The organism is Streptomyces sp. NPDC029674, assembly GCF_044903205.1.
Lineage (GTDB): Bacteria > Actinomycetota > Actinomycetes > Streptomycetales > Streptomycetaceae > Streptomyces.
The window spans coordinates 188933-212204 of the sequence record NZ_JBJDPY010000006.1 but is presented as its reverse complement, the minus strand read 5'-3'; the positions used below and the strand labels follow the sequence as shown (position 1 = coordinate 212204).

The window sequence follows — 23272 nt, the reverse complement described above, 5'->3', positions numbered from 1 at the left end:
TTCGCCCACGGCACGTATCGTGAGTGCTTGCGGACCGTACGCAGCCGCAACGGGCCGCAAGACGAACGGATTTGACCACCGGGCGGACGGGGAAGGCATCGTGGACGACTACGCGGGTCGGGTGCTCGCCGACCGCTACCGCCTGCCGCTGCCGCCCTCCGACGAGTACGAACTCGCCGAGTCACGCGCCTTCGACACGTACAGCGGGCAGGAAGTCCTCGTCCGGCAGGTGCCGCTGCCCGAGATCGTCGACGCGGAGATGCTCGACGAGCGGCCGGACCTGCCCGACGGCTTCACGCCGCATGCCCGGGCCGGTGCGGTCGGCGGGGCCGGGGTGCGGCGGGCCGGGGCGCGGACGACGCGCAGGCCGCCCGAGCCCGCGGTGCGGCGCGCCATCGAGGCGGCGCAGACCGCCGCGCAGATACCGGACCACCCACGGCTCGACCAGGTCTTCGACGTGTTCGCGGAGGGCGGCTCGCTGTGGATAGTCAGCGAGTTGGTGGCGGCCCGGCCACTGGCGGCGCTCCTCGCGGACCGGCCGCTGAGCCCGTACCGGGCCGCCGAGGTCGCGGCGGACGTCCTCGCGGCGCTGCGCGTCCTGCACGCGCACGGCTGGGTGCACCGGAACATCACCGCGCGGACCGTGCTGATCTGCGACGACGGCCGGGTGATGCTGACGGGCCTGGCGGCGGGCGCGGCGGAGGACGCGCTCTGCGGGTACGACCCGCGGCCCGTCGAGGCGGGCGAGGCGGCAGGGTCGGCCGGATCGGTCGGCAATGTGGCGGAGCACGGGGGCGCGCCGGGCGCGGGGGCGTACGGAACCGGGGACGCGGAACTGGCCCCGGCGCCCGAGTCCGCCGGGCGCGCGGGGACCGGACACTCGGGCGCGGTCGCGGCGTACCGCGCGGGAGCGAGGGCCGCGGCGCGGGTGACCGAAGACGACGCCGGGGGCCGCGGGCCCCGGCCGACCGGGCAGATACCGGACCCGTACGGCGTGGCGGGCAGGCAACCCCCCTGGCACGGCGCGGTACCGCGGAAGGGCATCCCGGCGGCACGCGACGAGGCGGACCCGAACGCGGACCTGAGCGGGGAGCCGAGCGCGGGCCCGCGGCGGGACACCTACGAGAACGAGCGCGGCGGCGTGCGCGGAGGCTGGGACGACGGCGCGGCTGACGGAGCGCCGTCGCGCGGTCCTTCCACCGCCCTGGCCGCCGAGCGCGCCCGGCACGCCCGCATGGTCGTCGTCGGGGCCGTCACCGAGCGGTGGGCGCCCGAACAGGCCGGGCCCGTGCACGAGAACTGGCGGCTGGCCGCGCCGATAGGCCCCTCCACCGACCTGTGGGCCCTGGGAGCGCTGCTCTTCCGCGCCGTGCAGGGACACGCGCCGTACCCGGAGGACAGCGCGGCCGAACTCGTCCAGCTCGTCTGCGCCGAGCCGCCCGCCTTCGCCGAGGAGTGCGGCCCGCTGCGTCCCGTGGTCGAGTCGCTGCTGCGTCAGGACCCCACCGAACGCCTCGACTTCGAGGAGCTGAGCGGCTGGCTGCGTTCGCTGGTGCGGTCCGCGCCGGAGCCGGAGGCCGGGGCGCACGTCGTGCCGGTGCCGCCGTACGACGCGGGCCGGCTGCCCGTCGTACGCCGCCGCGGCGAGGTCGTACGCAAGCGGCGGGGCGTCGCGGCCACCACCGAAACGCGGGACAGCCAGGGGCACGGGCGGCACAAGCGCGGCAAGGGGCCCGCCGCCCGCGTGCCGCGGCAGGACCGTGGTCCGGCGCGGCCCCGTTCGCTCGGGCGGCTGCTGCTGATCGCCATCCTGGTCGGGCTCGCCGCGGCCGTCGTGTACGCCATGGTGTTCATGCCCAAGGCGGATGACGGGGCGTCGGGCGACCGGGCGGGGACGGCGGGCGAGGTCAGCTCGGCCCCGGAGGCGACCGGCGGACCCGGCGACGGCAAGGACCAAGACGAGAAGGACAAAGAGGAGAAGGACAAAGAGGAGAGAGACAAAGAGGAGAGGGACAAAGAGGAGAACGGCGAGAGCCCCGGTTCGCAGGAGCCGCAGACCACCAACCCCGACCTGCCGCAGGGGTTCACCCTCCGCAAGGACCCCGAGGGCTTCCACGTCGCCGTCGCCAACGGCTGGGACCGGCAGCCGAAGAACGGCCGCGGCCAGGTCCGTTACACCCACGCGGGCTTCGAGCTGCTGGTCGTGCCGGGCCGCGACACCACGGACGGCTACGGCAGCGACCCCATGAAGTACCAGCGCGAGGACGAGCGCGAGCTGCAGCCGTTCCGTGACTCCTCCTGGGCGACCTCCAGCGGCATGCGCCGCATCGACGTCGGCGGGCGGGCCATGGCGGAGGGGCAGTTCACCTGGCAGGACTCGGCGGGCCGCGAGGTCTTCGTACGCAATCTCGCGATGGTCGTCGGCGGGAAGTACCACGTGGTGCAGGTGCGCGGGCCGGAGGCGGAGCGGGACGAGGTGACGCGGCTGTACGAGCAGGCTTCGGCCACCTACCGGGTCACGGGCTGAGGCCACCGGCTGAGGCGCGAGGCGACCGGCCGAGGACGCCGGCGCGCAGCCATCGAGGCCGATTCCGGCACTCCGGACATGAACGGCATGCGTCACAGTGCGGTCTCTCAAGGCCCCCTGTGGTTCCCTGCGCGCTTCCCGCTCCCTAACCTGGCCCTGACAAGACCATTGCGGGGGAACGTGAACCAGACGCAGGGCCTGCTCCTCGCGGGCCGCTACCGACTCGCCGAGTCCATCGGCCGCGGTGGCATGGGACGGGTGTGGCGCGCGCAGGACGAGGTGCTGCACCGTGCCGTCGCCGTCAAGGAACTGACGGCCGCGCAGTTCGTGCAGGAGGCCGACCGCGCCGTCCTCTTCGCGCGGACGCAGACCGAGGCGCGGGCCGCCGCCCGCATCAACCACCCCGCCGTGGTCACCGTGCACGACGTCATCCAGTACGACGACCGGCCCTGGATCGTGATGGAGCTGGTCGAGGGCCGTTCGCTGGCGGACGCCGTCAAGGACGACGACCGCGTCGAGCCCGTCGAGGCCGCCCGAATCGGCCTGTGGACCCTGAAGGCCCTGCGCGCCGCGCACGCCGCCGGCGTCCTGCACCGCGACGTCAAACCCGGCAACGTCCTGCTCGCCGACGACCGGCGCATCCTGCTCACCGACTTCGGCATCGCCGCGATCGAGGGCGACTCCACGATCACGCGGACCGGTGAAGTCGTCGGCTCGGTCGACTACTTGGCGCCCGAGCGCGTCAGCGGCGGCAACCCCGGCCCGGCCTCCGACCTGTGGGCGCTCGGCGCCACGCTGTACACGGCGGTCGAGGGCTTCTCGCCCTTCCGGCGCACGTCACCGCTCGGCACCATGCAGGCCGTGGTCACGGAGGAGCCCGCGCCGCCCCGGCACGCGGGAGTCCTCGCACCCGTGATCAGTGCGCTGCTGCGCAAGGACCCGGAGACCCGGCCCTCCGCCGAAGAGGCCGAACAGATGCTGGCGGAGGCCGCGGAGGGGCGGCGCCCGCAGCACGCGCAGGCGTACGTGCCGACGCAGACGCACTCCCAGACCCCCGGCACCCTTACCTACGCCCCTCCCTCCACTCCCACCCCTACTCCCACCCCCACTCCCACTCCCACCGGCCACGACGTCCTCACCGTCGTCGGCGGGCAGGGGCAGCCCTCGCGCGAGCGCCGCCGCTGGCCCGCGATCGTCGCCCTCGTCGTGGTGGCCGCGCTGCTCGGCGGCGGTGGCGTCCTGGGGTACGTGCACTTCGCCGACGGCACGCAGAAGCAGTCGAACGGCGACCAGGGCACGGCGGTGGGCGGCATCCCCGACGACTGGCGGCGGGTGAACGACCCCGAGGGCTTCAGCCTCATGCTGCCCAAGGAGTGGAAGCGCGAGGTGAACGGCAACCAGATCGACTACACGCCCGACGGCGGCCGCCGGTTCCTGCGCGTCGCCGTCGAGAAGAATCCGCAGTACGAGAGCTCGTACGCGCATCAGTTGTCCCTGGAGAAGAACCTGCGGGTCAAACTTCCCCAGTACCGGCGCCTTGAGCTCAACTCGAACACGTTTAGGGATCAGTCGGGCTCGCTCTGGGAGTTCAGCTGGAAGGCCGGCGCGAACGACACGACCGCGGGGCCGCGCCGGGCCATCTCGCAGACGTATCTCAGCCGTGACGGTGTCGAGTACGTGCTGTACATGTCCGCCCCGGCAGCGGGCTGGGACACCACGCGGGAGCAGTTCGACGCGATGCTCCGGGGGTGGCGGGAGCGCTGAGCGCCCGCGCTCACCACTGGTGAGCCCGTGGTGGGCCCTGGTGAGGCCGTGTCGAGCCGTGGCGGCGGCCGGAACCGGCCCCGCGCTCGCTCCGCCCCATTCCGTTCGCACACGTGTGGGGCATGATGGCCGCATGGGGAGCCTGGGAGACCACGCCGGTGGGGCAGGTACCGGTGAGGGCAACGCCCGTGTGATCGCGGGCCGTTACCGCCTCGAGGCGCGGCTCGGCCGGGGCGGCATGGGGGTCGTGTGGCGTGCCACCGATCTGCTCCTGGGACGCCAGGTCGCGGTCAAGGAACTGGCGCGCGACGAGACGCTGTCCGACGCCGAGGCGGAGCAGCAGCGCGAGCGGACGCTGCGCGAGGCGCGGGCGGTGGCGCAGCTGCGGCACCCGCACGTCATCGTCGTCCACGACGTCGTCGTGCAGGACGAGCAGCCGTACATAGTGATGGAGTTGATCGAGGGCGGTTCGCTGGCCGGGCGGATCGCGCGGGGTGGGCCGCTGGACGCGCACGCCGTCGCCCGCATGGGCATCGACCTGGTCGGGGCGCTGCGCACCGCGCACGAGGCGGGCATCCTGCACCGTGACCTCAAGCCCGCCAACGTACTCCTGGAGCGGGCGACGGGCCGCGTCGTGCTCACCGACTTCGGGATCGCGCAGCTCACCGGGGCGACGACGCTGACGGAGGTCGGGTCGTTCGTGGGTTCGCCCGAGTACACCGCGCCGGAGCGGATGGCGGGGGAGCGGACGGGGCCCGAGTCGGACCTGTGGTCGCTCGGCGCGCTGCTGGTCACCGCGGTGAGCGGCGAGTCGCCGTTCCGCCGCGACTCCATCGGCGGCGTCCTGCACGCGGTCGTCTACGACGACATCCGCCCGCCCGCGGCCGCCGCGCCGCTGCTGCCGGTGGTGCTCGGCCTCCTCGACCGCGATCCGGCCCGGCGGCTCGACGCGGCCGAGGTCGAGGGGCTGCTGCGGGCGTACGTCGAGACGGGGCGGATGCCGGCGGCGGTGCGGGAGAGACCCGGGTCCGGGCTGCCGGGGCTTCCGGGGCGGGCGGGGCTGTCAGGGCTGGCGGGTCTTCCGGGGCGGGCGGGGCGGACGGGGCGTTCCGGGCTGTCGAGTCTTCAGGGGCGATCCGGGCGGTCGGGCTTATCGGGGAGGCCGGCAGGGGTGGGGAGGTTGGGGCGGCGGCCGGGGCGCGGCGTCCAGACCCCCGCCGAGCGGGAGCTCCTCGCGAGCCAGGCCGCGGCGGGGCTCGTGAAGCCGGAGCGGCACGGCCGGGCGTTCATGGTCGCCGCCGCGCTGGTGGCCGCCCTCACGGGCGCGGGCGTCTCCGCCGCGCTCCTGCTGGGCCGGGGCGGCGACGGCGGTGGCACACCGGCCACGCCGTCCTCCTCCGCCACACACGCCTCGCCGACCCCCACGGTCACCGTGACGACGCGCACGCCCAGGCCGTCGTCGCCCGAGGCCCCCCAGGGCTACCGCATCGCGAAGGACCCCAGGGGCTTCGCGCTCGCCGTCCCCGAAGGCTTCCGCCGCCAGGCGGACGGCCCCCGCGTCTTCTACGTCTCGCCCGACGGGACCTACCGCATCGGCATAAAAGAGGCGTCCTCCGAGCCCGGCGGCCCGCTCGCAGCGCAGCGCCGCGCCGACGCCGAGGGCCCGCGCAACAGCCCCGGCTACCGCGACAGCAGGGTCACGGAGACCACGCGCAACGGCAGGCCCGCCGCCCTCTGGGAGTACACCTGGGACGGCTACAGCGAGGAGAAGGGCGGCCGGCGCACGCTCGACCTGTGCTGGGAGGAGGGCCGCCGGAGGTTCGACGTGTGGGTCTCGGCGCCGGCCGCGGACGCGGGGCAGGCACGGCGGTACTTCGACGCGGCGGTGGACACGTTCGTACGCCGGTGACCTCACCCGGCGTGCATCACCCCGGTCACAATGGGCGGCCTGGCTGGAATCGAGGGGGCCCGACACGATAGTGATGTGTGCATGAGTAACAACGGGGGAGCCTCTTACGGGCCGTACGAACCCACCAGCTTCGGCCTTCAGCCACCACAACGACCGGGAGTACCGGGAGAACCCGGAGTCCCGCAAGTACCTGGAGTACCGGGGCAATCCGGCCAACCCGGTGGCGTTCACCCCGACAACCCGTACGCGCAGCCGCCCGGCGTCGGCCGGCTGATCGTGAACCGCTACCGGCTGCTCGCCAAGCTCGGCCACGGCGGCATGGGCACCGTGTGGCGCGCCAAGGACGAGACGGTGGACCGCGAGGTCGCCGTGAAGGAGCCGCGCCTCCCCGACCACCTGCCGGAGCGCGAGCGCGCCAACGCCTTCGAGCGGATGCGCCGCGAGGCACGCGCCGCGGCCCGCCTCGACCACCCCGCCGTCGTCAACGTGCACGACGTGGCGGTCGAGGACGGCCAGCCGTGGATCGTGATGGAGCTCGTCCAGGGCCGTTCCCTGGGCGCCGCGCTCCAGGAGGGCACCCTCGGCGCCCGCGACGCCGCGCGCATCGGCCTCGAAGTACTGAACGCGCTGGACGCCGCGCACCAGGCGGGCATCCTGCACCGCGACGTGAAGCCGGACAACGTGATGCTCGGCCGGCACGACCGCGTCGTCCTCACCGACTTCGGCATCGCCCAGATCGAGGGCGAGACCAACCTGACGGACACCGGCGGCTTCGTCGGCTCGCCCGAGTTCATCGCCCCGGAGCGGGTCCTCGGCCAGCGGCCGGGGCCGGCCTCCGACCTGTGGTCGCTCGGCGTCGTCCTGTACGCCGCGACCGAGGGCGTCTCGCCCTTCCGCCGCAACAACACCCCTGCGACGCTCCAGTCCGTCCTGAACGCGACGCCCGCCGCGCCCGCCTCGGCCTCCGGACCGCTCGCCGAGGCGATCAACCGGCTGCTGGCCAAGGACCCGGCCCAGCGCCCGAACGCCGCCCAGGTCCGCGCCCTCCTGGAGGAGGCGGCCAGGCCGCCGCAGCCGGCGCCGACGCAGGTCGTCACGGTCGCGGGCGGCGGCGGCGGTGACGGACGCGGCGGCAAGGGCGTCTTCCTGAGCCGCAAGGCGCTGGCCGTCGTCGCCGGTGTGGTCGTCGCCGCGGTGGCGGCGGGCGTGCTGGTGGCGGTGGACCCCTTCGGGGGTTCGTCGGACGCGGAGGGCTGGAAGAAGCACAGGGCGGCGGTGGTCGCCGCGACCGTCTCCGCGCCGGAGCACTACGTGGAGAGCAAGCCGGAGCCGTCCGACACGAACAAGACGTGGATCAGATACACCGATCCCAGCGGCGCCGTCTTCATCACGCTCGACCTCGCCGAGAAGAAGGACACCTCCCAGGACGTCGCCGGGACCTCGGCGGCCCAGGCCTACGCCGACATGGAGACGTTCAAGGAGAGCGGAGAGTCGTCGTTCAGCCACATGGACAGCGACCCCGCGCCGGACGGCAGGACGAAGGAGACCACGTTCGAGGGGCGGCCCTCCGCCGAGAACACGGTCACGTACACCGACTCGCAGACCGAGCTGCCGCACGAAGCCAGGATCTTCTACTACCGGACCAAGTCCGGTGACATGTACCGGCTGTGGATCGACTATCCCGGCAAGGGCGACTTCACCGCCCGCGGCCGCGAGGTGGCCGAGACGGCGATCGCGAACCTGGAGCTCGAAAAGCTCTGAGAATTCGTCCTGTTGGCGACATCGCGCTGATGACAACGCGCTGATCAGCGGCTTTGTCGCCAGCAATCACTGGCGTCGTGTGAGTGAGCCGTGAAGCCCGTTACCGATGGGTACCCAAAACCCTGACGTGGGCCTACTCTCACGAGCATGACGGACTCGCAGGCCATCGCAGCGCCCCTCGGCACGAACCCGACCGCCCCGGCCCCCGAAGGCGCGCGCACCGCCGCCGACGTGGTCACGCCCGAGCTGATCGCCCAGCTCACCCGCGACGTCATCGGGTCGGGCCGGACGGCTAACCACACGCCGCTCACCGGCGAGAAGCTGGCCGACCTGCCCGAGTCCACCCCCGCGGACGTGGCCACCGCCTTCGAGCGGGCCCGCACCGCCCAGATCGCCTGGTCCAGGACCCCGGTGAAGCAGCGCGCCGCCGTCCTGCTGCGGTTCCACGACCTGGTGCTCCAGCGCCAGGCCGAGGTCCTGGACCTGATACAGCTGGAGACCGGCAAGTCCCGGCTGCACGCGCACGAGGAGATCCAGTCCGTCGCGGTCGCCGCCCGGCACTACGGCCGCAAGGCCCCCTCCTACCTCAGCCCGAAGCGGCACACCGGCGTCGTCCCGACCCTCACCAAGGTCACCGAGAACCGCCAGCCGCGCGGCGTCGTCGGCCAGATCGCCCCCTGGAACTACCCGCTCGAACTCTCCATCGGCGACGCGCTGCCCGCCCTCGTCGCGGGCAACGCCCTCGTGATGAAGCCCGACACGGAGACCTGCCTGACCGCCCTGTGGGCCCGCGACCTCATCATCGAGGCGGGCCTGCCCTCCGAGGCCTTCCAGGTCGTCCTCGGCGAGGGCCCGGTCATCGGCCCCGAGGTCGTCAAGCACGCCGACTACGTCTCCTTCACCGGCTCCACCCGCACCGGCCGCGAGGTCGCGCAGGGCGCCGCCGCCCGCCTGATCGGCGTCTCGCTCGAACTCGGCGGCAAGAACGCCATGCTGGTGCTGCACGACGCCGACATCGACAAGGCCGCGTCCGGCGCGGTGCGCGCCTGCTTCTCCTCCGCGGGCCAGCTGTGCATCTCCATCGAGCGGCTGTACGTCCACGAGTCCGTCGCGGACGAGTTCGTGGCGCGCTTCGCCGAGCGCACGAAGGCGATGCGGCTCGGCAAGTCCCTGACGTACGGCGCCGACATGGGCTCCCTCGTCGGCGAGCGGCAGCTGGAGACCGTGACCCGGCACGTCGAGGAGGCCGTCGCCAAGGGCGCCACGCTCGTCGCGGGCGGCGTCGCGCGCCCCGACATCGGCCCGTACTTCTTCGAGCCGACGATCCTGGACGGCGTCGAGGCCCCGATGGCGGTCTGCACCGAGGAGACCTTCGGCCCGGTCGTCTCCATCTACCGCTTCACGGACGAGAACGAGGCGGTCGAGCTCGCCAACGCCACGCCGTACGGCCTGAACTCCTCGGTCTGGACGAAGGACGGCGGCCGCGGCCGCAAGCTCGCCGCCCGCCTGCGCACCGGCACGGTCAACGTCAACGAGGGCTACGCACCCGCCTACGGCAGCGCGCAGTCCCCGATGGGCGGCATGAAGGAATCCGGCCTCGGCCGCAGGCACGGCTCCGAGGGCATCCTCAAGTTCACCGAGGCGCAGACCGTCGCCACCCAGCGGCTCATGCCGCTGGCGCCCTCCTTCGGCCTGGACGACGAGAAGTACGCGGCGTTCATGACCACGAGCCTGAAGGTCATGAAGGCGCTCCGACTGCGTTAGCAACCACAGACGCCCGCGGGCAATTTGACGAGGAGAGTCGATGTCACAGGAGAGCTCTGCCCAGAACCAGGGGGGCGACGACGCTGCGTACGACTACGACGTAGTCATCGTGGGCAGCGGTTTCGGCGGCGCCGTGTCCGCGCTGCGGCTGACGGAGAAGGGCTACCGCGTCGGCGTCCTGGAAGCGGGCCGCCGCTTCACGCGCGCGACGCTGCCCAAGAACTCCTGGGACCTGAAGAACTACCTGTGGGCCCCCGCGCTCGGCCTCTTCGGCATCCAGCGCATCCACCTGCTCGGCAACGTGATGGTCCTCGCGGGCGCCGGGGTCGGCGGCGGCTCGCTGAACTACGCCAACACCCTCTACGTACCGCCCGAGCCGTTCTTCAAGGACCCGCAGTGGAAGGACATCACGGACTGGCAGGACGAGCTGCGCCCCTACTACGAGCAGGCCAAGCGCATGCTCGGGGTGCGGCTCAACCCGACGACGACGCCCTCGGACGTCCATCTGAAGGCGGCCGCCCAGGAGATGGGGGTCGGCGACACCTTCCACATGGCGCCCGTCGGCGTGTTCTTCGGTGACGGGAACGACGCGGACGGTCGTACAACGACCAGCCCCGGCGCGGAGGTTCCCGACCCCTACTTCGGTGGCGCGGGACCCTCCCGCAAGGCCTGCACCGAGTGCGGTGAGTGCATGACCGGCTGCCGGCACGGCGCGAAGAACACCCTCAACGAGAACTACCTCTACCTGGCGGAGAAGGCTGGCGCGGTCGTCCACCCGATGACGTCGGTCGTCGCCGTCACCGAGGACTCGCAGGGCGGTTTCGCCGTCGCCACCCTGCCCACCGACGACAAGCGCAAGGGCCGCGGCCGGACGTTCCGCGCCCGCAAGGTGGTCATCGCCGCCGGTACGTACGGTACGCAGACGCTCCTGCACCGGATGAAGGACACCGGCCTGCTGCCGCACATATCGAAGCGGCTCGGCACCCTCACCCGCACCAACTCCGAGGCGCTGGTCGGCGCCCAGACCACCGACCGCCGCTACCGCAAGCGCCACGGCGCCGAGAAGGCCGACTTCACCAAGGGCGTCGCGATCACCTCGTCGATCCACCCGGACGCCAACACCCACATCGAGCCCGTCCGCTACGGCAAGAAGTCCAACGCCATGGGCAGCCTGACCGTGCTCCAGGTCCCGTACAGCCTGAAGGGCGGCAAGGCGCGGGTCGCGGGATGGCTCGGCAACGTCGTCCGCCACCCCTCGCTCCTGGCCCGCTCGCTCTCCAACCACCGCTGGTCGGAGCGGACCATCATCGGCCTGGTCATGCAGTCGCTCGACAACTCCCTGACCACGTACCGCAAGGAGAAGGGCATCGGGAAGGGCCTGCTCACCGCTCGCCAGGGCCACGGCGCGCCCAACCCCGACCAGATCCCCGAGGCCACCCGCGCGGCGACCATCCTCGCCAAGGAGATCAACGGCTTCGCGGGCTCCAACATCGGCGAGCTCATGGGCACCCCGCTGACCGCGCACTTCCTCGGCGGCTGCCCGATCGGCGACTCGCCGGACACGGGCGTCATCGACCCCTACCACCGGCTCTACGGCCACCCCGGCATCTCCGTCGTCGACGGCGCCGCGGTCTCCGCGAACCTGGGGGTGAACCCGTCCCTGACGATCACCGCGCAGGCCGAGCGCGCGATGTCGTTCTGGCCCAACAAGGGCGGCGAGGAGACGCGTCCGGCGCAGGGCGAGCGGTACGTGCGGCTCGCGGCCGTCGAACCGAAGACACCGGCCGTCCCGGCGGACGCCTTCGGCGCGCTGAAGCTGCCGTTCCTGGGGATGCCGGCGGTGCCGCCCAGGTCCGGGAAGTAACGGATACACGTAAGGACCTGCGCCCCCCTCCGAGCGCAGGTCCTTCCGCGTGATCAGGTGCCGCTGTTACGCGGCGGTGTCGGCCTTGCGGCGACGTACGGCGAACACCACGCCCGCACCGGCGACCACGGCGATCCCGCCCACGAGGGCGACGGTCGGCAGCATCGAGCTGGAGCCGGTCTCGGCGAGGCTGCCCGTGTCACCGGTGCTGTCGGCCGACGGGAGCGCCTCGGGCGAGCCCTGCGGCTTCTTGGCCTCGGCCGACGGCGTCTTGTCCGGCGTCGGCGCGGCCGTGCCCGGGGTCTCGCCGCTGCTGCCCGGCTTCACGACCGTGAGCGGCTCGTACGCGTCCGTGGTGTGCGTGCAGTTCTGCTCGGTGTCGAGGTAGCCGCCGAGGCCGACCGCGTAGCTGTCGCCGGTCGGGGCCTCGGAGTCGATGGCCACCCGCAGCTTGATGTCGACCTGCTCCTCGGCGCCGAGGTCGGTGACGTCGAAGGCGAGACCGCCGTTCAGGTCGGCGTCGATCGCCTCCCAGTCACCGGACTTCGTGTCGAAGTACTCCAGGTCGGTGTAGTTGCCGAGCCGGTCCTCGTCGTCCTTGTCGTACGACTTGTCGTTCACGGCCGCGATCCACTTGACCTCACCGAGCTCCTCGTCGGTGGGGTTGGTGAGGGACAGCTCGAACCGGTGCCAGCCGCTGCCCTTGACGATCTTCTTGGGCAGACCGGCGAGGTCGACCTCCAGCACGGAGTCGACGTCCACGCCGTCGTCGTCGACCGGGCAGTCGAGCGGCTCCTCGGTCTCCTCGTCCGCGTCGTCGAGGGCCTCGTCCTTGATGTCGTCGATCACCTCGTGGCTCTTCGGAGGCTTCGAGGACTTGGACGGCTTCGTGGGCTTGGACGGCTTCGCGGGCGGCGTGTCGGTCGTCTCGTCCTCCGGCTCGTCCCCCGGCTCCTTCTCCGGTTCCTCCGTGTCCGTGGGCGTCGCGGACGGAGTGGGCGCGGCCGTGTCCGTGGGCGTCGCGGCCGGCGTGGCCGAGGTGGCGGATCCGGCCTCATCGGTCGCGAAGGCGACGGGCGCCGAGAGCAGCGCGAGCGGGGCTATGGCAGCCGTAGCGGCCGCGGCAGCCATGGCACGACGAAGCTTCATGCAGACCTCGGGAAGTCCGGTGCGCTGCCTGGTCGGCAGCACGGAGGTGGGAAGGCCTCCGCGCTGGGGACGCGGGTGTGGCCGTTGTTACTGCATGCATGACCTGCGATCCCTGTGAATGGTTGTCCTCAACCTGACGGAATTCTTATGTGGCGTGGCTCACACCGCTTGTGCTGTCGCGAGCGGGTGCCGTAGAACTTCCCCCGCTCCAGGGGCGCATGGATGCCCGTGGAGCTGCGGAAAGCCAGGGGAGGGGACAGCGTGGCCATACCCGACGAGGTGTGGGAGAGGTTCGAGAAAGACAGCGAGCGGGACATCCGCTCGTCGGCGCCGAAGGAGCCGTCCGCGCGGGCCCGCATGGTGGCCGAAAGGCTGCGCCGCCTCGACGAGGAGGCCGCGCGCCAACGCATCGAGGAGGCGGGACGGTTCCGTCGCAGGCGCGCGAAGCGCGAGGCCGCGAGCGAGCGATGGCGGCCGGACGAGTGGCGGGCGGCGCCGACGGGGCCGCGCCGCGGCAGGCGGTCCGAGCGCAGCCGCAGGGCGTGGTCCGTGGTGATCGTCATCGGCGGCATGGCCCTCGCGATCGCTCTGCTCAGCCCGTTCCGCTTCTGGATCTGGGGCTGGTGACGGCGGCGCGTCACCGCAGGGAACCAGAATCGATCTTCCCCCGTCGTACCAGTGCAAGCAGCAATGAGCAGGAAGCCTTCGGGGGAAACAGAACGTGAAGTCAGCTGTGTCGCGTGTCGTGGTGGCCGTCTCGGTCGTGGCGGCCCTTGGAGCGAGCGCCGCCTGCAGCGGCAGTGGTGACGACGCCGGGAAGCCGACGAAGCCGCGCGCCGACGCGGGCGCCGCCGCGCTGGAGAAGACGGCTCTCACCGCCGGGGACGTCAAGGGCTACGAGGTCGAGATGCCGAAGCCGTCCGCGGAGTCCAAGGGGTCCGGCGCCGGGACACCGTCGCCCGCGGAGTGCGCCCCGCTGGCCGCGATGCTCGATTCCGCTTCCGGTTCCGGCTCTGGTGGCCCGGCGAAGGCGAAGGCGCACGTCGACCGGATCCTCACCCCCGCCGACGGCAAGGGCTCCACGACCACCGGCGTAGGCCTGTCCCGCTACGCCGAGGCCGACGCCAAGCAGACGATGACGGACCTGCGCACGGCGTCGAAATCGAAGAAGTGCTCCCGCTTCCACGTCGGCGAACAGCGATACCTCGGCGTGCGGACGCTGCCGGCCCCGGAGGGCAAGGGCGATGAGGCCGTCTCGTACAAAATCGCTCATCGCAAGGGCGAGTTCGTGACGCGGGAGAGCGTCACGGTCGTGCGCAGTGGCTCCACGATCGCGGTGTTCGACGCGTCGAACCTGTACGACCCCGAGGGCGTCCAGCGCGACAAGGAGGCCGCGAAGGACGGCATGGACGGCATGGGCGGCGTCGGCACGCCCACCGCGGACGAGGACCCGAAGGTGGCCCCCGCGATCGTCGACGCCCAGCTCGGCAAGCTCTGAGCTAACTCACACGCGCCGCGTACAACCTTTCCAGCGGTTTCTGATCGTTACGGAAAACGCTGGTGACAGGCGTGCGTTTACCGCTTTCATGTCGCCTCGGCGCGGGCCGTCGCCCGCGCCGTCAGAGTGAAGGTAGGAAACGTGAAGTCATCTGTGTCTCGGGCCGTCATGGCCGCGTCCGTCACGGTCGCGCTGGGCCTGACCGCAGCCTGTGGCAGCGACAAGGGCGACGGCGGCGACAGCGGGGCCGGCGGCGCGAAGGCGTCGCAGAAGCCCGCCGCGGAGAACGCGGGCGCGAAGAAGCCGGCCGTGCTGACCACCGCCGACCTGGAGAAGGCGGCCCTCACCGAGGGCGACCTCAAGGGCTACAAGGTCGAGAAGATGTCCGCGGCGGACATGCCCTCGCAGACCGTGCCCGCGGACCCGGCCGCGTGCCAGCCGCTCGCCGACATGTTCATGTTCGCCAGCCGGCCGGCGGCCGAGGCCCGCATCGGCCGGACCATGACCGGCCCCGACGAGCTGGACGCCACCGTCATCTCCTTCGCGCTGCTCGCACACGAGCAGGCCGGCGCGGAGAAGGTCATGGCCGGCCTGCGCACGGCCACGAAGAAGTGCACCGCGTACGAGCACGCGGACTCCAAGTACCGCGACGTCGCGGCGCTGCCCGCGCCGAAGGCCGGCGACGACGCCGTCTCGTACAAGGTCGTGGGTCTGATCGAGGGCCAGAAGACGCCGATGAGCTTCACCGTCGTCCGCAGCGGTTCGACCGTCGCGGCCTTCTACTCGATCAACCTGCTCAAGCCGAAGAAGTTCGGCGTGCCGACGGAGATCGTCGAGGCGCAGGTGAAGAAGTTGGAGAAGGCCCCCAAGTAGGCCAAGCAGGGCAGGTAGGCCCGGACAGGCGCAGAGCGAAGGGCCCCGCGGGACGGATCCGCGGGGCCCTTGGCCGTCGGCACCGACGTCAGGGCTGCGACGGTGCCTGGGGCGGCGCCGGGGGAGTGCGCCGTTTTGGTCGAGGTGCCGGTGGCCGACCCGGCGCACAGAGGGCGCTCACGTGGTATCGACCATTGGCAATGAAACTGTGGACGGGCGGCTCGCTGCCCGCCCTTCTACGCATCGTGCTGGATGTGCTGTCGGCTGCGCAACCGTTTCGACCGCTTCTATAGGGGAAAGGGCCGAAGATCTGTCCGGGTCCGGGACGGCAATCGGGACGGTGGTCGGGACGACTGCGGAACGGCAGTCCGGGACGGAGGCCGGCCGGCTCCGGGCGTCCCCGGAACCGACCGTTCTCTTGGGTGACCGGGCTGCTGTCCCCTGCCGTCCGGTCACATCACTGGAGTGAGGTCCCACGGCGCGAGGACGCAATCCTCACGCCTCATCGCTCCAGCGGAGCCACGCGTGGTTCTTACGGGCCCGCACCTGGCTGACACGGACACCGGGACCAACGAAGCCCGCCCGGAACCGGTCACGCGCCGTACGGGTGAGAACGGACCCGAACTCGTGCGCGGGGTCAGACGCGGCCCCGGCACAGCTCGAGGAGCGTCATCGCGAGCGCCGTGCCGGGCTTGCCGAGCGCGTCCCTGTAGTGGCCGAGGATCTCCATCTCGCGGGAGAGGTTCACGCGGCGGCCGCCGGAGGTGATGCGCGCTTCCTGAATGACGGCCGAGACGGCCATCCGTTCCTGTACGAGACCGATGATCCGGTCGTCGAGCGCGTCGATCCGCTCCCGGGCGTTCTCGATCACGCCGACGGCCTCGGGGGTACGGGCACCGGTCTTGTCGGCGGCAGCGGGGGTGGAGGCGGTGGCTGCGGTGGCGGTCATGTGGGGCTCCTTGTCGGAAGAGGAGGTGCCCCGGAGCGGCAGGACCCGCGTACGACAGAGCGCCCCGGGCCTTGTCGGCCCGGGGCGCCCGGTAAGTCGCTTGTCGGTGGGATCAAGCAGCTCGACCATGGCAGCCGGCAGGCCGGTTGCCATAGGTAAAGAGGAAGCTGAGGTGCTTGGTCACGGGATCAGTATGCCCCCACGCGCGCCTGCCTGGTCAATCGGGACCGGCGCACGGCTCGGATACTGAGACGCCGGTCCAGGTTCGTACGGCCGGGTGCCCGCGGCGCGGGGCCCGTCGGATACGACGAAGGGGCCGCGCCGGGCCCGTTAGAATTGACAAACACAGACCCCCTGCTCACGCACGAGCCTCTGCTCACGCACCGCTCAAGCTCAACGCCGGAAGGCCGCCGCCGTGCCATCAGCGCCCCCCGCTGCCGCCGCTCCCGACACCGTTCTGGTCGTCGACTTCGGAGCGCAGTACGCCCAGCTCATCGCCCGTCGCGTCCGTGAGGCCCGCGTCTACAGCGAGATCGTGCCGAGCACGATGCCCGTCTCCGAGATGCTCGCCAAGAAGCCCGCCGCCATAATCCTGTCCGGCGGCCCCTCTTCGGTGTACGCGGAGAACGCGCCGGCCGTCGACCGCCAGCTCTTCGAGGCCGGCGTCCCCGTCTTCGGCATGTGCTACGGCTTCCAGCTGATGGCCACCACCCTCGGCGGCACGGTCGACAACACCGGCGCCCGTGAGTACGGCCGCACCCCGCTGGCCGTCTCCAAGGCCGGCTCCACCCTCTTCGAGGGCACCCCCACCGAGCAGTCCGTGTGGATGTCGCACGGCGACGCGTGCAGCGCCGCGCCCGAGGGCTTCACGGTCACTGCGTCCACGGACGTCGTGCCGGTCGCCGCCTTCGAGGACGACGAGAAGAAGCTGTACGGCGTGCAGTACCACCCCGAGGTGATGCACTCCACGCACGGCCAGCAGGTCCTCGAGCACTTCCTCTACCGCGGCGCCGGCCTCAAGCCGAACTGGACGACCGGCAACGTCATCGACGAGCAGGTCGCCGCCATCCGCGAGCAGGTCGGCACCAAGCGCGCCATCTGCGGCCTCTCCGGCGGCGTGGACTCCGCGGTCGCCGCGGCGCTCGTGCAGAAGGCCATCGGCTCGCAGCTGACCTGCGTGTACGTCGACCACGGCCTGATGCGCAAGGGTGAGACCGAGCAGGTCGAGAAGGACTTCGTCGCCGCGACCGGCGTCAAGCTGAAGGTCGTCGACGCCCAGGAGCGGTTCCTGAACGCCCTCGCCGGGGTCAGCGACCCCGAGGAGAAGCGGAAGATCATCGGGCGCGAGTTCATCCGCGTCTTCGAGCAGGCCCAGGCGGAGATCGTCGCCGAGGCCCCCGGCGACCAGCCGGTGGAATTCCTGGTCCAGGGCACCCTCTACCCCGACGTGGTCGAGTCCGGCGGCGGCAGCGGCACCGCCAACATCAAGTCCCACCACAACGTGGGCGGGCTCCCCGAAGACCTCGAGTTCCAGCTCATCGAGCCGCTGCGCAAGCTGTTCAAGGACGAGGTCCGGATGGTCGGCGCCGAGCTCGGACTGCCGGACGAGATCGTCCAGCGCCAGCCGTTCCCCGGCCCCGGCCTGGGCATCCGCATCGTCGGCGAGGTCACCAAGGACCGCCTCGACCTGCTGCGCGAGGCCGACGCCATCGCCCGTGAGGAACTGACCGCGGCCGGCCTCGACCGGGAGATCTGGCAGTGCCCCGTCGTGCTGCTCGCGGACGTCCGCAGCGTCGGCGTCCAGGGCGACGGCCGCACCTACGGCCACCCGATCGTCCTGCGCCCCGTCTCGTCCGAGGACGCCATGACGGCCGACTGGACCCGCATGCCGTACGACGTCCTCGCGAAGATCTCGACGCGCATCACGAACGAGGTCGCCGACGTGAACCGCGTCGTCCTCGACGTGACGTCGAAGCCGCCGGGGACCATCGAGTGGGAGTGACCCCCAGGGTCCTTCCCCAGGTTCGCTGAGCGCCGGTGCCGCCATTCCCGAACGGGTTGGCGGCACCGGCGCTCTCACGTCCGCCGCGTCGTGTGGACCGGGACGCCCGGCTTCCACAACTGCACCGCCAGGTACTTCCCGTCCTCGATGGAGGTGCGGACCACCTCCGTCAGCTCGGTGCGGAAGAGGTGGAAGGTGTCCGGGTCCGGCGGATTCACCGAGTCCGCGTAGCGCGCGACGACCTTCGGGTCGCGCACCTCGACGGCGCGGCCCGCGATGCGGACGTCGCCGCCCGCCATCTCTGTGCCCGGCCCCGGGTTCGCCTGCAGCGCGAAGCGCGGATCGCGGCGCAGGTCGAGCGCCTTCAGGGAGTGCGGCATCATGCCGAGCCACAACTCCCCGTTCAGGAAACGGACTTCGAGCCCGGTGGTGCGCGGCGACCCGTCCTTGCGGAGCGTCGCGAGGGTGTGGTGGGTGAACGCGCCGAAGCGCTTCTCGACGATCGCGGCCAGATCCGGTTCCGCTGTGGCGAAGGCTTCCCAGTTGAACGGCATACGCCGAGTCTGCCGCCGATACCCGACACCTCCTGTCCCCATTTCGCGCGCCGTTGCTCGTGCGGCGCTGATCGCGCATCGTGCCGTGCCTCTGTCCTCCTGTGCTTCCCACCGGTAACTTCCGCCCCGTACAGCCAGGGATGGAGGACACATGCAGGCGCCCACACCGATACCCGTCGAACGGTTGCAGTTCGCGATGCCGCCCGTCCACGAGTCCGTGACGGACGAACGACGGCACCGCAAGGAGAGGCTCGCCGGCGCGCTGCGGATCTTCGGTCGGCTCGGGTACGAGGACGGGGTCTCCGGCCACATCACCGCACGCGACCCGGAACACACCGACTGCTTCTGGGTGAACCCCTTCGGCATGCCCTTCAAGCACGTCACCGTCGGCGACCTCGTCCTCGTCAACGCCGAGGGGCAGGTGGTCGAGGGGCGCCACCACGTCAACCAGGCCGCGTTCACCGTCCACGCCCAGGCCCATCTGGCGCGGCCCGACGTGGTCGCCGTCGCGCACTGCCACTCGCTGCACGGCCGCGCGCTCTCCACACTCGGCGAACTCCTGGACCCGATCACCCAGGAGGCCTGTGCCTTCTACGAGAACCACGCGCTCTACGACGGCTACACCGGTGTCGTCGTCGACGCCGAGGAGGGCCGCAGGATCGCGTCCGCGCTCGGCGACCACAAGGCGGTCATCCTGCGCAACCACGGCCTGCTCACCGTCGGGGACTCCGTCGACGCCGCCGCCTGGTGGTTCATCTCCATGGAACGCTCCTGCCAGGTACAGCTGAGCGCGCGGGCCGCGGGCCGACCGGTACTGATCGGCCACAAGCAGGCGGTGCAGACCCGGGAGCAGCTCGGCAGCGATCTGGTCGCGTGGATCAACTACCAGTCCCTGTGGCAGGACATCAGCCGCAGCGAACCGGACCTGCTGGCCTGACCGGCACGTCAACGCCGGGCCGGGCCGTTCACCCCCGCTGACCTGACCCCGGGGATTCGTTCGCCCTTCAGTACGGCACAATTCCCTTTCTCTGCAACGAAGTTCGCACGGGTCTCCAGGGGCCCCGAGGGTGGGGAAGGCGGCATACGCGGTGGCAGTGCAGGAGGCGGGGCAGGGCGCGCACGGGGGTGGCTGCACATGCGGCGGCTGCCCGCACGGGGCGCGCGAGGGGCACCGGCAAGCCGTGGCCGCATTCCTCGCCAAGCGGGACGAACTCGCGACCGGGCAGGGGCTGCCGGCGGCCGTCGCGCACTCGGCGGGCGCCTCCCGGCAGTGGGTGTCGGACGAGCTGACGCAGTCCGCGCACACCGTCGCCGAGCGCGGCAGGGCCGAGGGCGAGGCCTGGCTGCGACGGCTCTGGACGCGCACGCTCGGCGTCGTCTGGGTCTCCTTCGGCGTGCTGCTCCTCGTCCAGGCGCTCACCGCGATCGGCGCCGGCTGGTCGGACGCGCGCACGGCCGGGCTCCTCGCGGCCCTCGCCGTGGGCGGGCTGCTGACCGGGGCGGCGTACGCACACCGGGCGCGCGGCGGGGTCCTCGCGCCGGTGATCGGCGAGGACAACCGGCTCTCCACCTCGCGCGCCGTGGCCGCCTCCTGGGTGCTCCTCGTCGTCTTCGCCGTACTCGTCCTCGCGGGCGAACTGGCCGCTGCCTCCGACCACAGACAGCGCGACGAACTCATCGCCGGTCTCGAACTGGCCCGCGCCGCCGGAACCGTGACCGTCCTCGCCGTGGTGTGCGCCGTCGCCGTCCTGGTACGCAGGGTCGTCGGCCTGCGCGTGCTCGGCCAGCGCCTGCAGAAGGTGCGCGCCGACCGGCCGCGGGCCGCCGACCCGCTCACCGACGACGCGGGCCGCGGCAGCTTCAGCGACGCGCAGTACGTCATGGTCAACGCCGTCGCCGTGGTCTTCGCCGCCGTACGCCTCGCGCGGCGGCCCGAGCAGCTTCCCGATCTGCCGTGGGGTCTCGCCCTGCTGGTGCTGGTGTCGGCCGCGACATATCTCGCGGGGAAGTACTCCGAAGGCGGCCGTCCCGTGATCCTCTCCGTCGTCCGCGCCCGCGAGGCCGGTGACCTCGACGCCCCCATCCGCACGGGCGACGACATCGAGATCCGCGGCGCGGGCTTCGTCCCGCCCGGCGCCGGGGACGCGGACCGGCTCGCCCGCACGGTCGTCCGCATCGGCGCCGTGCACGTCCACGTGCCGCTCGTGCCCGTGCCGGGCGGCTTCACCAATCCGAGCGACGCGACGCTGACCGTGCCCGTCCCCGTCGACGTCGAACCCGGCCGCGTCGACGTCCAGGTCGTCACCGCCGCGGGCGTCGAGACGAACCGCGTCACGATCGACGTCACCGACTGACCCACTCCCACCTGCTCCACCCGGACCCACCTCCCCTCTTGTTGTCATGGAATTCGCTGCACGCCAGTGAGCAGCGGCCCCTCTTCGTACGTATCGTCGGATGACGGGGACCACGCGAGAGGCGGCGGAGTGCCATGGCGCACGGCATGCGTACGGACAGCCACACCCACCACATCCGGCGTGACGACTGGCGCGAGACCGCCACCCGCTACGCCCTGCTCCCCCTGCGGATCTTCCTGGGCGTCACCTTCATCTACGCCGGCCTGGACAAGCTCACCGACAGCACCTTCATGCAGGCGAGCGGCGCCGGCTCCATCGGCGCCCAGATGGAAGGCGTCCGGGACATCTCCGCGATCCCCCCTCTCGTCGACCTGTCCCTCAAGAGCCCCGTCGGCTTCGGCTACGCCATCGCCGTGGGTGAACTGGCCGTCGGAATCGGCACGCTGATCGGCCTCTTCGCCCGGCTCGCCGCGCTCGGCGGCGCGCTCATCTCGCTCAGCCTCTGGCTGACCGTCAGCTGGCAGGAGACGCCTTACTACTACGGCAACGACCTGGCGTACCTGATGGCGTGGCTGCCGCTCGTGCTCGCCGGAGCCTCCGTCTTCTCCGTCGACGCCCTGCGCACCACCCGCCGCCGCCCACCGCCGTAGGAACATCCGGGCCCATCGCCATGATCGGCCGGACAGGCCCTAGTCCTGCTCCCGCTCCGTGGCCTTCTGGACGCAGCCTCCCGGCCGGGCCGCGCCCCTCGCGCGTATCCCGTGCGGCCGTATCCCGTGGATCGCCGCCGTCACGCCCGCAAGGAACAGGCCGGCCATCACGAGCGGCAGCGCGACGAACCAGGGCGCGTCCCACATGCCGCCCGCGTCGCCCGCGTACACGACGGCGACCGTCAGCAGGAAGAGGCCTGCCACCAGCTTTCCGGGGTGGAATTCATGACGTAGCACGGGTCACCTTCGCTCGTCCGACGCCGACTTCGAGGCGCAGATCTATCGTGCCGCCGGCCACACTGCCCGCGGGCGGCTCCAGCGTCACCTTCTTCTCCCGGCCCGGAGCGATGTCCACGTCCTTGCCGCTGTCGTCCGGCAACACGATGTCGCCGACGCCCACTTCCACGTCGAGCCGCACGGTGGCGTCCTTCGGCACGATCACCCGGAGGTCGCCCGCGCCGACCTCGGCGCCGGTCTCGAGTGTCTTGCCCTTGCCGACCTCGACCTTGCTCAGGTCGAGCGTGCCCTGGCCGAGCCCCACCTCGTACTGGGGCCGGACGTCCGCCACGGCCGCGGGTATCCAGTCCGTGCGGGCGTAGTGCGTCGTGATGTTCTTCGGCAGGGCCGCCGAGGCCGCGAGGAGACCGGCGGTGAGCACTGCCAGCACGATCGAACCCGCGCCGGTGCGCCCGAGGAATGCGCTGACCGCGATGCCGAGGCCGAACACCGCGAGCGCACACGCGAGACCGGTCTGCAACGTCGTGCCGAGCGGCTGCTCCTCCCACGTCAGGCCGGTGCCGAGGCCGCCCGCGAGCAGGGCGAACAGGAACACCCAGCCACCGATCCAGCGCGGCCCGCTGGGCTGTGGTGACACGGGGGCGGGCGCCGTCGCCTCCTTGCGGTGGACACCGCGGTGGCCCGTCGGCTGATAGCCGACGTCGAGGCCTTCGGGGCCCCAGAAGTAGCCCGAGATGCCGTCGTACGTACCGTCCTTCACTATCGGGTCGCGCCACCACGAAGGGAACACGGTGACGGGCGGAGCCTTCGCCTCGGGCGGGGCGTCCGCCGCGGCCTGCGCCGCCACCGGATCGGTGTCGAGGGTGTCGCGCTGCTGCGACCAGTACCCCGCGCCCGCGAGGAGCAGGGCGAGGACGGCGGCGAAGGTGAGCGCCCCGCCGTTGTTCAGAAGGGTGAGGAAGACGCCGCAGCCGACCAGCGCGAAGAGCACCGCGGTCAGCGCCTGGCCGTCGACCCGGCCGGAGAGAAGTCTGCGCGCCTCGTTCTCCTCCTCGTCCTCGAAGGGCACGAAGAGCCAGGCGAAGCCGTAGAAGACCAGGCCGAGGCCGCTGGTGATGGCGATCACGGCGAGACCGATGCGGAAGATCACCGGATCCATGTCGCAGTGCCGGCCGAGCCCGGCGCACACGCCGCCGAGCTTCTTCTGCCGACGGTCGCGGCGGAACTTCCGCTCCTCCGCGGGCAGGCCCGGCGCGTGACCGCCCGCGGAACCGTCCGGCTCGCCGTGCGCGGCACGCAGGGCGTCGCGGATGGCGGCCTCGGTCTCCGTCTCGGCGGGCTGCTGATCTCTCATGCG

At 71.9% G+C, this 23272-nt stretch carries 18 protein-coding genes; 13 read left to right on the top strand and 5 right to left on the bottom strand.

The window, feature by feature from the left end:
• The first annotated feature begins 100 nt into the window (after positions 1-100).
• The 6 genes from ACI2L3_RS16550 to ACI2L3_RS16525 all read left to right on the top strand — a co-directional run bounded on the left by ACI2L3_RS16550 (position 101) and on the right by ACI2L3_RS16525 (position 11589).
• Positions 101-2527, top strand: a complete 2427-nt coding sequence (locus ACI2L3_RS16550) for a protein kinase (protein ID WP_404753083.1) — start codon at positions 101-103, stop codon at positions 2525-2527.
• A 180-nt stretch (positions 2528-2707) separates the two neighbouring features.
• Positions 2708-4291, top strand: coding sequence for a serine/threonine-protein kinase (locus ACI2L3_RS16545; RefSeq protein WP_404753082.1), 1584 nt, complete (start codon positions 2708-2710; stop codon positions 4289-4291).
• 133 nt (positions 4292-4424) lie between these two features.
• Positions 4425-6200, top strand: coding sequence for a protein kinase (locus ACI2L3_RS16540; RefSeq protein WP_404753081.1), 1776 nt, complete (start codon positions 4425-4427; stop codon positions 6198-6200).
• An 81-nt stretch (positions 6201-6281) separates the two neighbouring features.
• Positions 6282-7961, top strand: a complete 1680-nt coding sequence (locus ACI2L3_RS16535) for a serine/threonine-protein kinase (RefSeq protein WP_404753080.1) — start codon at positions 6282-6284, stop codon at positions 7959-7961.
• Positions 7962-8108: 147 nt separating this feature from the next.
• Complete coding sequence (locus ACI2L3_RS16530; RefSeq protein WP_404753079.1) at positions 8109-9725, top strand: succinic semialdehyde dehydrogenase; 1617 nt, start codon at positions 8109-8111, stop codon at positions 9723-9725.
• Positions 9726-9765: 40 nt separating this feature from the next.
• Positions 9766-11589, top strand: a complete 1824-nt coding sequence (locus ACI2L3_RS16525) for a GMC oxidoreductase (RefSeq protein WP_404753078.1) — start codon at positions 9766-9768, stop codon at positions 11587-11589.
• Positions 11590-11655: 66 nt separating this feature from the next.
• Here ACI2L3_RS16525 and ACI2L3_RS16520 read toward each other — a convergent pair whose 3' ends face one another.
• Positions 11656-12738 carry an LAETG motif-containing sortase-dependent surface protein gene (locus ACI2L3_RS16520; protein WP_404753077.1) on the bottom strand — a complete coding sequence of 361 codons (1083 nt, stop codon included), beginning with the start codon at positions 12736-12738 and terminating at the stop codon, positions 11656-11658.
• 261 nt (positions 12739-12999) lie between these two features.
• On the opposite strand from ACI2L3_RS16520, the gene ACI2L3_RS16515 reads away from it, so the two are divergent.
• From ACI2L3_RS16515 to ACI2L3_RS16505, 3 genes are all read left to right on the top strand, one after another.
• On the top strand, positions 13000-13365 hold the full coding sequence (locus ACI2L3_RS16515) for a hypothetical protein (RefSeq protein WP_404753076.1): 366 nt from the start codon (positions 13000-13002) through the stop codon (positions 13363-13365).
• Positions 13366-13459: 94 nt separating this feature from the next.
• Positions 13460-14236, top strand: coding sequence for a hypothetical protein (locus tag ACI2L3_RS16510; RefSeq protein ID WP_404753075.1), 777 nt, complete (start codon positions 13460-13462; stop codon positions 14234-14236).
• 141 nt (positions 14237-14377) lie between these two features.
• Positions 14378-15109 carry a hypothetical protein gene (locus ACI2L3_RS16505; protein ID WP_404753074.1) on the top strand — a complete coding sequence of 244 codons (732 nt, stop codon included), beginning with the start codon at positions 14378-14380 and terminating at the stop codon, positions 15107-15109.
• A gap of 637 nt (positions 15110-15746) precedes the next feature.
• On the opposite strand, the gene ACI2L3_RS16500 is transcribed toward ACI2L3_RS16505, so the two are convergent.
• The gene (locus tag ACI2L3_RS16500; RefSeq protein WP_404753073.1) at positions 15747-16058 is read right to left on the bottom strand and encodes a chorismate mutase; all 312 of its coding nucleotides are present in this window, start codon (positions 16056-16058) and stop codon (positions 15747-15749) included.
• A gap of 415 nt (positions 16059-16473) precedes the next feature.
• Here ACI2L3_RS16500 and guaA point away from each other — a divergent pair, with 415 nt between their 5' ends.
• Complete coding sequence (guaA, locus tag ACI2L3_RS16495) at positions 16474-18060, top strand: glutamine-hydrolyzing GMP synthase (protein ID WP_404753072.1); 1587 nt, start codon at positions 16474-16476, stop codon at positions 18058-18060.
• A 74-nt stretch (positions 18061-18134) separates the two neighbouring features.
• Here the strand turns inward: guaA and ACI2L3_RS16490 are convergent, their stop codons facing one another.
• Positions 18135-18614, bottom strand: coding sequence for a pyridoxamine 5'-phosphate oxidase family protein (locus ACI2L3_RS16490; protein WP_404753071.1), 480 nt, complete (start codon positions 18612-18614; stop codon positions 18135-18137).
• Between the two features lie 151 nt (positions 18615-18765).
• Between ACI2L3_RS16490 and ACI2L3_RS16485 the strand changes: the two genes are divergently transcribed.
• The 3 genes from ACI2L3_RS16485 (at position 18766) to ACI2L3_RS16475 (ending at position 21618) form a co-directional block, all read left to right on the top strand.
• Positions 18766-19551, top strand: a complete 786-nt coding sequence (locus ACI2L3_RS16485; protein WP_404753070.1) for a class II aldolase/adducin family protein — start codon at positions 18766-18768, stop codon at positions 19549-19551.
• A gap of 151 nt (positions 19552-19702) precedes the next feature.
• Complete coding sequence (locus tag ACI2L3_RS16480) at positions 19703-20968, top strand: hypothetical protein (RefSeq protein ID WP_404753069.1); 1266 nt, start codon at positions 19703-19705, stop codon at positions 20966-20968.
• Positions 20969-21102: 134 nt separating this feature from the next.
• Positions 21103-21618: a DoxX family protein gene (locus ACI2L3_RS16475; RefSeq protein ID WP_404753068.1), complete on the top strand. Its 516-nt coding sequence runs from the start codon at positions 21103-21105 to the stop codon at positions 21616-21618.
• A 39-nt stretch (positions 21619-21657) separates the two neighbouring features.
• Here the strand turns inward: ACI2L3_RS16475 and ACI2L3_RS16470 are convergent, their stop codons facing one another.
• Positions 21658-21915 (bottom strand): hypothetical protein, encoded by a 258-nt coding sequence (locus ACI2L3_RS16470; RefSeq protein WP_404753067.1) that lies wholly within the window; start codon positions 21913-21915, stop codon positions 21658-21660.
• Positions 21902-23269, bottom strand: coding sequence for a PspC domain-containing protein (locus tag ACI2L3_RS16465; protein WP_404753066.1), 1368 nt, complete (start codon positions 23267-23269; stop codon positions 21902-21904). Before ACI2L3_RS16465 ends, ACI2L3_RS16470 begins: the two co-directional genes overlap by 14 nt.
• Between the last annotated feature and the right edge of the window lie 3 nt (positions 23270-23272).

Coding starts and splice junctions, on each gene's coding strand:
- ACI2L3_RS16540 (WP_404753081.1), top strand. CDS start 4,425: ATGGGGAGCCTGGGAGACCACGCCGGTGGGGCAGGTACCGGTGAGGGC.
- ACI2L3_RS16535 (WP_404753080.1), top strand. CDS start 6,282: ATGAGTAACAACGGGGGAGCCTCTTACGGGCCGTACGAACCCACCAGC.
- ACI2L3_RS16530 (WP_404753079.1), top strand. CDS start 8,109: ATGACGGACTCGCAGGCCATCGCAGCGCCCCTCGGCACGAACCCGACC.
- ACI2L3_RS16525 (WP_404753078.1), top strand. CDS start 9,766: ATGTCACAGGAGAGCTCTGCCCAGAACCAGGGGGGCGACGACGCTGCG.
- ACI2L3_RS16520 (WP_404753077.1), bottom strand. CDS start 12,738: ATGAAGCTTCGTCGTGCCATGGCTGCCGCGGCCGCTACGGCTGCCATA.
- ACI2L3_RS16500 (WP_404753073.1), bottom strand. CDS start 16,058: ATGACCGCCACCGCAGCCACCGCCTCCACCCCCGCTGCCGCCGACAAG.
- ACI2L3_RS16490 (WP_404753071.1), bottom strand. CDS start 18,614: ATGCCGTTCAACTGGGAAGCCTTCGCCACAGCGGAACCGGATCTGGCC.
- ACI2L3_RS16485 (WP_404753070.1), top strand. CDS start 18,766: ATGCAGGCGCCCACACCGATACCCGTCGAACGGTTGCAGTTCGCGATG.
- ACI2L3_RS16475 (WP_404753068.1), top strand. CDS start 21,103: ATGGCGCACGGCATGCGTACGGACAGCCACACCCACCACATCCGGCGT.
- ACI2L3_RS16465 (WP_404753066.1), bottom strand. CDS start 23,269: ATGAGAGATCAGCAGCCCGCCGAGACGGAGACCGAGGCCGCCATCCGC.